The organism is Vibrio sp. Isolate34 (genome assembly GCF_022397915.1).
Lineage (GTDB): Bacteria > Pseudomonadota > Gammaproteobacteria > Enterobacterales > Vibrionaceae > Vibrio.
In genome coordinates this window covers 225,320-238,184 of sequence record NZ_JAKEUO010000005.1, presented here as the reverse complement: position 1 = coordinate 238,184, position 12,865 = coordinate 225,320, and the positions used below count along the sequence as shown (strand labels likewise).

The following is a 12,865-nucleotide window of genomic DNA, read 5'->3' as shown; positions in this document are numbered from 1 at the left end:
TATGAATACTCACAATAAACAATATCGAGAAACTCACTGCGTTGATTCGAGTCACAATCTAGCTAAGGAAGATGGTATGTCTGCAAACAGAACTTGGAACATGAAAAAATCGTTGGCTCTTATTCTCGCTGTCACTCCATTGGTATTAGTTGGCTGTGGGGGCGGCGGTGGAGGTGGCGGCAGTGCATCTACGCCATCACCAGCAACACCGTCGACGCCAGCCGCGCCTTCAACTCCAGTAACAGGAACGACATCTTCAGCGACAAGTGCAGCAGCGGCACCAATCTATACAATGAATGATGTGGTTGTGCCCGATGGCTTTGATTACAGCTCTGTTGAACAGTTTGATCTCGACATCGACATCAGCAACATTTCAACAGCTCGCTCATTTGTCACCGTTTATAGCCGTTTCAGCACACGAGATGACTCTACCTTAAAACCAGACTACTCGAGTAAAGTGATTGCAGGCTCATTAAACAACGGAGTCTTCGCGTCTAACTTTACGGCTCCAGTCAATCACGACTCACTGTTGGTCGAAATTTGGTTTTATGATGGTCAACCACCATTACAGCAAGTGGTATCAAGCAGTGATTCCCAGATCGTTTGGTAAGAGATCTCAGTTAAGAGTTTTTCATAACAAATTACGTATAACTTTAAAGTGAGCTGAAATGCTCACTTTTTGTTTGGGTTCGAATCTAGAGTGAGTTCATTTTTTCTGATTGACTTGATTCACTTTAACTCCGATCTCACTTATATTTTCAAGATAACCTTCAAAGACTTACTCTCATGAAACAGTTAAAAATAGGTCTATTTATCTTAATGTGTGGTGTGGGCGTACTCTTGGCTCTTACCTATTTTCCTTTGACCTCAGAGACAGGACAACGCATTCAAGCCAAAGTGGTTTCCAATACTCTCACTCAATCTCTAGACGGACACAGACGTTACCTCACCGTTCAGACAGAAGATGATCAAGTATTTCGCGTTTCCATTGCACCCACCACAGACTGCCCTATTGATTCTGTGGTCGCGCTTGATACATTAAACAATCAAATAACCGGACAAAGCAGCTATCAGTTCATCCACTGTAGAACTACGCCTTAGTAATAGATATAACAACATTAATAACTACAACAAAAATGGATATAAAAAGAATGAATCAGCCACTCATTTCACCGGAACAGCTTCAACAACGTTTGCTAGAAGAAAACAACATCATCATCCTAGACGCCAGTATCGAATTTCAGATCCCAAGTGAATCGGAAAAGATCAAAGGACAAATGATTCCTAGTGCTATTCGTTTTGATTACGACAAAGACTTTTGCAACAAGCACACCATGCTTCCCCATATGTTCCCTTCCGAAAAACACTTCAACACTCGTGCTCGTGAAATTGGTATCAATCACGACAGTACGGTTGTGGTTTACGATAACTCAGGAACCTTTGCTTCACCTCGTGCGTGGTGGATGTTTATGGCGATGGGGCACAAAAACGTTTACATCTTAAATGGTGGTTTGCCTGCATGGATCGAAGCTGGTTACGCCACAGAAACTTCGTACAGAACTGAAGTAATACCGGGTAATTTCGAAGGTCATATTCATGACAACTACTTTGTAAATGCTCAGCAAATCCTAAGTTATTCCGATGACAAAAGTGCAAACATTCTAGATGCACGTTCACAAGCTCGTTTCGATTCAGAAGTACCAGAGCCACGTGAAGGCTTGCGCAGTGGCCATATTCCCAATTCGATTTGTTTGCCCTTCGCGCAAGTATTGAATACAGGCAAATTGAAATCCCAAGAAGAGCTATCCGACATCTTTTCAACGTTAGCTTTAACCCCCTCTCAACCTATGTTCTTTAGTTGTGGTTCCGGTGTGACGGCCTGCATCATTCTACTGGCCGCTAAGCTGGCGGGATACTCGGGCGAAATGGGCGTTTACGACGGCTCATGGACTGAATGGGGTGCTAACGAGCAATTACCTATCGCTGTGACCAAAAAGTAATTCAACTTCGCTTACTGCTACTGTTAGAATATACTGCGCATGCATAAAGGGCTTACTATTAGTGATGACTTAACGTCTCATTGAATAAGCTCTTTGCTTTACGGTAACGCTATATTCGTTTGAGACCAAGTCTCGATTAGCACTGTTCTTTGATTCATCTGTATAAATTTGCTAAGCATAAATCGTGAGCAATCATGCACTAATCGTTATTAGTGGTGTGAATGTTAATATTTCACTCAAGAATCTTCGTTCGTAGTCGTTACACTATTTAATCATTGATACTTTCATCATTGGCGTTTGTATCTTTCATTGCATGAATCACGCTGACGACCCAATAGTTTGTCACTTGCACTCTGTTAGAAGTAGTAACCAACAAAAGGCATCTCATGGCTCTATTCAAGAAAAATATCTGGTCGCTGTACGCTCTGATCGTACTGCTTACCTTGATACTTTTCGCCGTGTTGGGCGTAACCAAGTGGCAAGCAAACAGAGATGACTTCATTGAGCAACAGCATATCCAAGTTGAGCTGTTTTCTAGCTCTGTAAGCTCGCTTCTCACCAGTCAAGAAGCGCTTCTTGAAGTTGTTGGGCATCAATTGGCTCAACAGTCTGACTTCACTCGTACTGCCTCGATTCAAATTCGACCAATATTGGACAAGTTGCTTGATACTCACCCTGCGATTGCGGCATTTGGATTGCTAAACCCTCAAGGAGACTACCTAGCGATTAGCTCCAACCTACAATTGTCGAATCAACACAACCTACTTAACCACCCATACACCAGAGATTCATTTCTAGAGGCTATGTCTAGCGAAAAGATGGTGTTGGGGCGTACCTATTTCCAAGAATCATTGAACAGTTTGGTGATTCCGCTAAGAAAATCGATCTCCATCGATGGCAAAAATGTCGATGCGGTAATGACTGCAGGTCTACGCTTAGACAGTACAATAGTATTCGAGAACAATGCACACGCCGGCAGCTACAACACCCTAACCTTACTAAGACCCGACAACTATCGACAGTTTTATTCGAGCGATATTGAGTCACTTGATGCCTACTTAGATCCTGTTGATCTTGATGTAATCGCTCGTATCTCCAAAAACTTCTCCACACAAATAGGCATCAGCGTCGAAGATGCAAAAACGGGCAAAGAAACCTACTCTTTGATCAGTGATGACCAACACCACTCCTTAGTAAGTACTAAATACATCCCCGATTACAATCTTTGGGTTGTCGGCCAAACAGACCTTGCCCACGTCGATAACGTTTTCGAAAAAGAGTTTGGTATTCTTTTCATTGTCTTTATGCTCCTGCAATTTGGGTTTTACGCGTTGGTTAAGTCGATTGCCAAGAACGAGCAAAGAACGCGAAGCCAACTGATCTACCAAGCGAATCACGATCCATTAACTTCTCTGCCAAACCGCTTGTACATGCGTCGAAATATTGATAAATGGATTGAAGATGAGTCAGAGCAATTCTCGTTGCTGTTTATCGATATCGATAACTTTAAGTGTGTTAATGATACTCACGGGCACGACTTCGGTGACAAGGTACTTAAACAGATTGCGTTACGTTTGATGCGATTCCGTTCTCGACTCAGCTTGTTGGTACGTGAATCGAGCGACGAGTTTCTATTCTTAACGCCGTTAACGAACGAATCTGAGACTAAACGACTCGCTGAGCGGATTATTGAAGTGCTTTCTCAACCTTATGAAGTCGAACACTCTCAGTTCTTACTCGGCTGCAGTATCGGTATTGCCCGCTTCCCTGAACACGGAAAAGATTTAGATAGCTTGCTCCGCTCTGCCGATATTTCGATGTACAAAGCGAAGCAACAACAAAACTCATACAGTATTTTCACCACGGCGATGCAAGACGCTCACCTCTACAAAATGAAAGTAGAACAGAGGCTACGTATCGCTATCGAGAAGCAGACGCTGTTCATGGCTTTTCAACCTTTGGTACGTACCGATAAGAGCACTCATGGTGTCGAAGCACTGGTGCGCTGGATTGATGACGAGTTAGGTTTTGTCCCGCCCGATGTGTTTATTCCGGTGGCAGAAAGTACGGGCTTAATGCAAAAACTCGGCACGTTTATTATTGAATCGAGCATTATGCAGATCGCTCATTTGCATCGAACGACAGAACAGAAGATCGGGCTGTCGATCAACATATCGGTTCGTCAGTTTTCCCATAAGTCGTTCTCTGACCACTTGTTCGCTACGCTTGAAAAGTATCAGTTCTCTCCAAGCTGTTTAACGCTAGAGATTACGGAGAGTTTGTTCATTGAAGATGTAGCCATAGTGAAACCACTGTTTGAAGCACTTAAAGAAAACGATATTAAGATCTCTCTGGATGACTTTGGTACTGGCTACTCATCGTTGAGCATGTTGAAAGCACTCCCTATCGACGAACTTAAGATTGATAAGAGTTTCATTGAGAACATCGCTATAGACCAGCAGTCACTGACTATGGTGCAAAACATTATCGCAATCGGTAAAAACTTCGGCATGGTGGTATTAGCAGAAGGCGTAGAATCAAACGAGCACTTCTCGATTCTAAAGGCTTGTGGATGTGATTTAATGCAAGGCTATTACTTCTCTCGCCCTATTCCTTACGATGAACTGTGTGAGTATCTAGCACCAATTCAGGTTGAGACAATAGAACGACCAGAACTAACGGCATAGCTGTCAGTTGATCTCACCCAGCTCACGAATAACGCGATGAATCAAAAAAGGAAGCCCAAGCGAGAGGGCTCCCTTGTGTTTATCTATAATACTCATAGCTTAACGATTTTCGTCTAACTCAGAGTGCTTCATCTGCTCATCCAAGTTAAGAACCGTTAAAGCATTGCTTACGCTGGTTGCTATAACATCGACTACGCCGGTTCTTAATGCACCTAACAGAGCTAATGGTTTACTGTTCTCAGCAGCGATGGCGATCACTTCTGCTATTGGTCGGAACTCTTCTAAGCCTAAGCCGATGACTCGGTCACTCATTACAGTGTTTGCTGCTTTGCCGTGAACGTCGAAAAAGTCGTAACCCGCAAAGTCACCGACCACACCTTGCAATAATCGAGATTGAACCACCTCACGTGCGGTAAACCAACCTAGGTCGACCATGTAGCTGTTTTCACTCATGTCACCAATACCGACTAAAGCAACATCGGCCTTTCGCGCCAAATCGAGGGTTTGCTTAACGGTGCTGTTTTCCATGAATGCCGTTTTTTGCGCTTTGTTTTCTGCATAAGCGGGCGCATACAAGGTTTCAGAAGAGCCGCCGTACTTTTTGGCTAGTTGTCTACATATATGGTCGGCATTAAACATACCGCCTCTTGGGTGAATACCGCCGATACCACACACGAACTTACAATCACGTGGCGTAATTACGCCAGTGTGGTGAGCAACAGACGATACGTTTCGCCCTTGGCCTACTGTTACTACCATGCCGTTTTTCAAGGTACTGGTTAAATAGTTAGACACTAAGCCTGCAACTTGCAGTCGCTGCTTCTCTTCGTTTGGTTGGTCTAGTGCCACAAGTGCACGTTTCACACCAAAGCGCTCAATCAGGCGTTGTTCTATCTTGGCACTGAATACTGGGTGGTATTTCACAGTGATCTCAACAATACCCTCGTCGCGTGCTTGTTTGAGCATTCGACCAACCTTTGCACGAGAGATAGAGTACTTTTTGGAGATCTCTTCTTGTGTCGCGCCATCCTGATAATAAGCAACAGCCACTTCAGTGAGGAGATCAGTGTTTTCTTCGGAAACATCTTGGATATTCTTACTCATATACCACGCAACCTATATTTAACAATTATTTTACCTGCTTTGAGAACAAATGTTCGATGCATCAGCAAGTGATACACAAGTTTACACCGCGAACATATGTAACAACAAGGAACATTTGTTCACAGTGATAGCCTTGGTTTTATTGCTGATTAATTCACCTCACTCTGCCCGTTAAACGTTTGCTTGCATACCCCATGATTACTAGAGCGAAATATATTTGACTGAAGTCACCATACAGGACTATTTACCGTTGACTTTGCTGCTAGATCGGATAAATATGGCTACATCATTTACTCATCGAGCGATCAAATGTTCTGTACAAATGTTCGTTCGGAGAAAAATTTAAATTAATGTAAGTTAGGCTCACTGGTACAACCATTGAGAACTTCATTAGTTAGCTTGCAAATGCCCACACCTCTCCCATTAACGAGGTGTTATGCGATACATAGGATGATCAAAATGAGCAATAAATTAGAGCAACTTCGTAAACTAACAACTGTTGTAGCTGACACTGGCGATATCGAAGCTATCAGCAAGTACACTCCTGAAGATGCAACAACTAACCCATCTCTAATTCTTAAAGCTGCTCAAATTGCTGAGTACGCACCTCTAATCGATGCTTCTATCGAATACGCTAAAGCTCAAAGCGATGACAAAGCACAGCAAGTTCAAGACACTTGCGACATGCTTAACGTAAACATCGGTAAAGAAATCCTGAAAGTTGTACCTGGCCGTATCTCTACTGAAGTAGATGCTCGTCTTTCTTACGACATGGAAGGCAGCGTTGCTAAAGCTCGTCAACTTATCAAAATGTACAACGACGCTGGCATCACTAACGACCGCATCCTTATCAAACTGGCTTCTACTTGGGAAGGCATCCGTGCCGCTGAAATCCTAGAAAAAGAAGGCATCAACTGTAACCTAACGCTTCTGTTCTCTTTCGCTCAAGCTCGTGCTTGTGCTGAAGCTGGCGTATTCCTAATCTCTCCTTTCGTAGGTCGCATCATGGACTGGTACAAAGCGAAAGAAGGTCGTGATTTCGAAGCTTCAGAAGATCCAGGCGTAATCTCTGTTTCAGATATCTACAACTACTACAAAGACCACGGTTACAAGACTGTTGTTATGGGCGCAAGCTTCCGTAACATCGGCGAGATCCTTGAACTTGCTGGTTGTGACCGTCTAACTATCGCACCTCAACTTCTAGCAGACCTAGAAGCAGCAGAAGGTGAAGTAGTAGAGAAGCTAATCGACTCTAACGGTACTAAAGAGCGTCCAGCAGCGATGACTCACGCTGAGTTCCTATGGGACCACAACCAAGACGCAATGGCTGTAGAGAAGCTAGCTGAAGGCATCCGCAACTTCGCAGTTGACCAAGGCAAACTGGAAGACATGATCGCAGCTAAGCTGTAATCACTCTCACCAATTTCAAATAGGGGAACGTTCAGTTCCCCTACTTTTATCAATTTGTTTATCTTAATTTTTATTCGGAAGTTTCTATGAACCGCAAACATCTAGCTAACGCTATTCGTGCTCTAAGCATGGACGGCGTACAACAAGCAAACTCTGGTCACCCAGGCGCTCCTATGGGTATGGCTGACATCGCTGAAGTTCTTTGGCGTGGCCACTTGAACCACAACCCATCTAACCCTGAGTGGGCTGACCGCGACCGTTTCGTACTTTCAAACGGCCACGGCTCTATGCTGATTTACTCTCTGCTTCACCTAGCAGGTTACGAGCTTTCAATTGAAGATCTTAAAAACTTCCGTCAACTGCACTCTAAGACTCCAGGTCACCCAGAGTACGGTTACGCACCAGGTATCGAGACAACGACTGGTCCTCTAGGTCAAGGCATCACTAACGCTGTTGGTATGGCAATGGCTGAGAAAGCGCTTGCGGCACAGTTCAACAAAGAAGGCCACGACATCGTAGACCACTACACGTATGCATTCATGGGTGATGGCTGTCTGATGGAAGGTATCTCTCACGAAGCATGTTCTCTAGCGGGTACGCTAGGTCTTGGTAAGCTGGTTGCTTTCTGGGATGACAACGGCATCTCTATCGATGGTGAAGTTGAAGGTTGGTTCTCTGACGATACGCCTAAGCGTTTCGAAGCTTACGGCTGGCATGTAATCCCAGCAGTAGATGGCCACGATGCTGACGCTATTAACGCCGCTATCGAAGCAGCTAAAGCGGATCCTCGCCCTACTCTAATCTGTACTAAAACAGTTATCGGCTTTGGTTCTCCAAACAAAGCGGGTACGCACGACTGTCACGGTGCACCACTAGGCGCTGAAGAAATTGCAGCAACACGTAAAGAATTAGGTTGGGAGCACGGTCCTTTTGAAATTCCGTCGGAAGTTTACTCAGAGTGGGATGCGAAAGAAGCAGGCGCAGCTAAGGAAGCAGCGTGGAACGAGAAACTTGCAGCTTATGAAGCAGCATACCCTGAGCTGGCAGCTGAATTCAAACGCCGCGTAAACGGTGACCTACCTGCTGAGTGGGAAGAGAAAGCAAACCAAATCATTGCTGATCTTCAAGCTAACCCAGCAAACATCGCTTCACGTAAAGCATCTCAAAACGCACTAGAAGCGTTCGGTGCTATGCTACCAGAATTCATGGGCGGCTCTGCTGACCTTGCGCCTTCTAACCTAACTATGTGGTCTGGTTCTAAGTCTCTTGAAGCAACGGACTTCTCTGGTAACTACATCCACTACGGTGTACGTGAATTCGGCATGACGGCTATCATGAACGGTATCGCTCTGCACGGTGGTTTCGTACCATACGGCGCAACGTTCCTAATGTTCATGGAATACGCTCGTAACGCTATGCGTATGGCTGCTCTGATGAAAGTTCAGAACATCCAAGTTTACACGCACGATTCTATCGGCCTAGGCGAAGATGGCCCTACTCACCAACCGGTTGAGCAGATCGCTTCTCTACGTCTGACTCCAAACATGAGCACATGGCGTCCATGTGACCAAGTTGAATCTGCAGTTGCTTGGAAACTGGCTATTGAGCGTAAAGATGGCCCTACATCTTTAATCTTCTCTCGTCAAAACCTTGCACAACAAGATCGTGACGCTGCACAAGTCGCTAACATCGCTAAGGGTGGTTACATCCTGAAAGATTGTGAAGGCAAGCCAGAGCTTATCATTATCGCAACAGGTTCTGAAGTTGAGCTAGCGGTTAGCGCTGCTGCAGAACTAACAGCTGAAGGCAAGAAAGTACGCGTAGTATCTATGCCTGCAACTGACGCGTTCGACAAGCAAGACGCTGAATACCGTGAGTCTGTACTTCCATCTGACGTTACAGCGCGTATCGCAGTAGAAGCTGGTATCGCTGACTTCTGGTACAAATACGTTGGTTTCGGTGGCAAGATCATCGGTATGACAACGTTCGGCGAATCTGCACCGGCAGGCGAGCTATTCAAGATGTTCGGTTTCACTACTGAAAACGTAGTAAACACAGCAAAAGAGCTTCTAGCTTAATCTTGATTCAATTGTCTCGCCTTAAAATAGGTTGATGCATAACGAAAGCCCCGCATGAAAATGCGGGGCTTTTTGTATCTGTTGTCAGTTAGAGATTAAAGACTAGAAGCTAAACCGCGCGCCGACTCGAACGGTGTTTTGCTTTAGGTTTTTGCTATATGTGTAGTCATAACCTGCATCAACGGCAAGCCATGAGATAATCTTAACCGAGCTCACAACCCCCAAACTATTTAAACCATGTTCATAGGTATCTGTATAACTGTAAAACGGTTGCAGCGACCAACGTTCGTTAATCGAAACCACAGCACCTGCTTCACCGATAAACCCTTCATCGTAGTTTTTGTTGGTTTCCCTGTTGCATGGGTCAAGAATACTGTCATTGCGACACGAAGAGCGTCTCTTAGGTTTCACCCAGTTAACGCCTCCAGATGCGTACAGTTCAACCTGCTGAGTGACCGAATGGTACCAACCCAATTGAATAGACAGATCGGATAAAGTCGTTGAAGATCGTGTCGTCTTTGAAGAGTCGAAGCCAACAAACAGAGAATCCGTTACAGCATAATTGCCGCCGAAATATCCGCCGTAAAGCTGCTTACTGCCTGAGTTGTTGTAAGAGCCTTCAAAGTAATCCTGAAAGCCATCATCACTGACTCGTGTGTTCTGATATCCCGTATAAAGATAGTGAGAACCCTTTGAAGCTAAGCTTGGGAAACTCATAAGACTGAAACAAAAAACGGTAAAAATAAGGGAGCGCATCTCAGTAACTCAAAATTTGATTGGAATAGTAGAATTGTAACCCAATCACAATTGAACGGTGTTTTATTTGTGTTTCAAAGATTTTCAAAACAAAGCAAAGCGTTGAGCTACAAAAAAGCCCTGCTAATTTCGCAAGGCTTTCTCTTATTTCTCACTCGGCGTAAATCTAACCGCTATTTCTCTTCGAAACGCTTCGCCAATTGATAGAATTCATTCACTTGCTCTTTCAACTCTGTAGAGTGGTCTTTAACGGAATGCGTCGCAACCAAGTTCTGCTCGGCCGTTGAAGCGATAGACTGCATATGAAGGTTAACATCACTCGATAGCTGACGCTGTTTATGCGCAGAACTTTCTACCGACTGCATCAACTCGTTCATCGATTGCATCAGGTTCTCAACTTCCGATAAACGTTGTGAGCTTACCTTAGCCACATCGCCACACGCGTCTGTCTGTTCTCTGTTTGCCAGAATATCTTTTTGCCAGCCCTCAATCGTTGCGAGCATGGTATCAATGCTCTCTTTGATTTGAACCGTCGCCTTAGATGTTCGACCGGATAACGCCCGCACTTCATCGGCAACCACTGCGAAACCTCGACCTTGCTCACCCGCTCTCGCTGCTTCTATCGCTGCGTTCAATGCCAACAGGTTGGTTTGCTCGGCAATGCCACCGATCTCTTCCATGATCTTACTGACGCTTTGTGCTTGGTCGCTCAGCTGGTACGTCGTGTGTGTGGCTTTCTCGGCCTGTGAAGCTAGGTTTTCAAGGTTGCGGTGAGTTTGGTTAATACTCTCTTTAGCACCCGCACAGGTTTGCAGAGTCACATCAACAATCTGATGCGCTTCTTCAGTACGAGAAGAGACCTCATTCGCCGTGACTTCAACCTCTTCCGTTGCTTCACGCACTTGTAGAATGTCTTTGGTTTGTTGATCTAACGCTTCTGATACTTCAAACGAAGTAGCATTCAGATTATCGGCTAAGTCTTGCAGTGGTTTCGCAGAATCGGTCATACGGCCTAATACCGTGCGAATTCGAGCAGACAACAACTTCAAGTGAAAATCAGCTACTGAGAATTTGCTGTTACCTGAATAAACCAGGCGGCTCACACTGTCGAATTTCGACTGCAGTTTTTTCAGCTGCAAGGGAGTATCAATCAACTCTTGTCGGAACAGCAGAGCTAATGCAGAAACAGGTAACAAGCTAAGAAGCCATTGAGAGACTTGTCCTACTTCGACAAGATTTGAAACCAAAGGCGCAGCCAGAGAGCCCAATAACACGGCATAGCGAACACTGTCACTGATCTGTAATGACCATTGGCGACCAGACTTCTCAGCCTTCAATAAACCTTGGTAAGCCTTATCTGCAATCTGCACCCACTCGTTCTTCGGTTTAACACGAACAGACTGATAACCACTCACCTTGCCACTCTCGTAGATTGGGGTAACGTAAGCATCAACCCAGTAATACCCACCAGATTTAGTCTTATTTTTTACGATCCCGCGCCACGCCTTACCTTGCTTAAGATTTACCCACATGTCGGCAAACGCCGCCTTAGGCATATCACCATGCCTCACAATATTGTGGTGTTGCCCTAGCAATTCTTGCTGGCTGTATTCTGCGATACGACAAAAAGCATCATTACTGTAAGTAATCACGCCTTTAAGGTCGGTGGTCGAGACAAGTTGTTCATTTTCGCTGAGAAGCGTTTCACGAGATTGAGAAGATGAGCTGACAGTCATTATATTAACTTTTGTTAATTATTATTTTAGGCGAGGAATATATACAATTATTAAAGTTATGACAAAATGTGAACATCACATTTTGTGTAAATGCCTGCTATTTAAACAAAAATAAGCCAGTGACCTCACAAAGCTCAATACATCACATATCTTCTAGCTAACGTTTATGACTCATCTAAGTTCACTGCGGTACTAAACTTCACCGTTCTCATTGATACAGAGGTGTGGAACTTTCGAATGTTTAAGTCTTTACGCAGCACCCGCTCCACAAAATCTTCATAGGCTTGAATGTCTTTGACCGTACCAGGGAAATCCCCCTTCGTGAAGCACTTTAAATCATGCTTGAACAACTAATTGATTGTATTTCTCGTGAAAATAATTTGAGAATGATTATTTACCAAACACTCAATTATTACGTGTATTTATTAAAAATAAAAAATAGAGCATCTCGTTAGTTAATTAATCTCCGATACCTTATATAAAGCACTCTCCAGCATAGTAACCATAAGCCTAACATTGTTATTAATTATTAAGACTATCAACTATTAATGCATCAAAATTCACTAAATAGCTGACAATAAAATAAACAATAGATCTTATTTGATATTAACTCTTAATGTTGAAACCTGAACGGATAATGATTTGTGATAACTATCAGTTTGATTGATTAATTTTATAAATATATTTTGTTACACAATCAAAACTGATGGCTTGATATAAAAATGTCACACAAAACAATGGCTTTAATGGTTCTACTTTTCTCCTCACTGTCACAGGCTTCCACCATTGAGAATGATGAACTGTTGCTCAAGTCATTGATTGAAAGAGGCGTTATTTGTCCCGGCTTAACCTACGAGGGCAACCGCGAAGCTTTACGTATCTATCTCAACGCAAAGCATGTGAAAGGCAGTCAGTTTGATTTGAAAAATAAGCAAGAAATAGAAAGTACCAATGATGTAGGTAATGAAAATGAGCCTGGTAATACAAACGAGATAGAAAGTAAAAACAAGTTAACTAATAAACGTCAGATACCTAAAACACCAAAAGAGTGTATTAAGCCAAGCTCGGACAACCATTCTGAATAAGGCTTGTTG

At 43.8% G+C, this 12,865-nt stretch carries 10 protein-coding genes and 1 pseudogene; 7 read left to right on the top strand and 4 right to left on the bottom strand.

Features of this window, described 5'->3' with window-relative positions:
* The first annotated feature begins 1 nt into the window (after window position 1).
* From L1D22_RS08110 to L1D22_RS08095, 4 genes are all read left to right on the top strand, one after another.
* On the top strand, window positions 2-610 hold the full coding sequence (locus L1D22_RS08110; protein ID WP_239829348.1) for a hypothetical protein: 609 nt from the start codon (window positions 2-4) through the stop codon (window positions 608-610).
* 176 nt (window positions 611-786) lie between these two features.
* Window positions 787-1,101 (top strand): hypothetical protein, encoded by a 315-nt coding sequence (locus tag L1D22_RS08105; protein ID WP_239829347.1) that lies wholly within the window; start codon window positions 787-789, stop codon window positions 1,099-1,101.
* Window positions 1,102-1,151: 50 nt separating this feature from the next.
* The gene (locus L1D22_RS08100; protein WP_239829346.1) at window positions 1,152-2,000 is read left to right on the top strand and encodes a sulfurtransferase; all 849 of its coding nucleotides are present in this window, start codon (window positions 1,152-1,154) and stop codon (window positions 1,998-2,000) included.
* A 386-nt stretch (window positions 2,001-2,386) separates the two neighbouring features.
* Window positions 2,387-4,687, top strand: a complete 2,301-nt coding sequence (locus L1D22_RS08095) for an EAL domain-containing protein (protein WP_239829345.1) — start codon at window positions 2,387-2,389, stop codon at window positions 4,685-4,687.
* 99 nt (window positions 4,688-4,786) lie between these two features.
* Here L1D22_RS08095 and L1D22_RS08090 read toward each other — a convergent pair whose 3' ends face one another.
* Entirely contained in the window at window positions 4,787-5,791 is a 1,005-nt protein-coding gene (locus L1D22_RS08090; protein ID WP_239829344.1) for a sugar-binding transcriptional regulator, read from the bottom strand.
* A 459-nt stretch (window positions 5,792-6,250) separates the two neighbouring features.
* On the opposite strand from L1D22_RS08090, the gene tal reads away from it, so the two are divergent.
* A complete protein-coding gene (gene tal, locus L1D22_RS08085) occupies window positions 6,251-7,201 on the top strand; it encodes a transaldolase (protein ID WP_046209277.1) in 951 nt (316 codons plus the stop codon).
* Between the two features lie 86 nt (window positions 7,202-7,287).
* Window positions 7,288-9,279 carry a transketolase gene (gene tkt / locus L1D22_RS08080; RefSeq protein ID WP_239829343.1) on the top strand — a complete coding sequence of 664 codons (1,992 nt, stop codon included), beginning with the start codon at window positions 7,288-7,290 and terminating at the stop codon, window positions 9,277-9,279.
* Between the two features lie 102 nt (window positions 9,280-9,381).
* On the opposite strand, the gene L1D22_RS08075 is transcribed toward tkt, so the two are convergent.
* From L1D22_RS08075 to L1D22_RS08065, 3 genes and pseudogenes are all read right to left on the bottom strand, one after another.
* The gene (locus tag L1D22_RS08075; RefSeq protein ID WP_239829342.1) at window positions 9,382-9,996 is read right to left on the bottom strand and encodes a hypothetical protein; all 615 of its coding nucleotides are present in this window, start codon (window positions 9,994-9,996) and stop codon (window positions 9,382-9,384) included.
* A 212-nt stretch (window positions 9,997-10,208) separates the two neighbouring features.
* On the bottom strand, window positions 10,209-11,771 hold the full coding sequence (locus tag L1D22_RS08070) for a PAS domain-containing methyl-accepting chemotaxis protein (protein ID WP_239829341.1): 1,563 nt from the start codon (window positions 11,769-11,771) through the stop codon (window positions 10,209-10,211).
* Between the two features lie 164 nt (window positions 11,772-11,935).
* Window positions 11,936-12,073: pseudogene (locus L1D22_RS08065) on the bottom strand (Lrp/AsnC family transcriptional regulator); the annotation flags it as partial.
* Window positions 12,074-12,493: 420 nt separating this feature from the next.
* Between L1D22_RS08065 and L1D22_RS08060 the strand changes: the two are divergent.
* On the top strand, window positions 12,494-12,856 hold the full coding sequence (locus L1D22_RS08060; protein WP_239829340.1) for a hypothetical protein: 363 nt from the start codon (window positions 12,494-12,496) through the stop codon (window positions 12,854-12,856).
* Window positions 12,857-12,865: the final 9 nt, after the last annotated feature.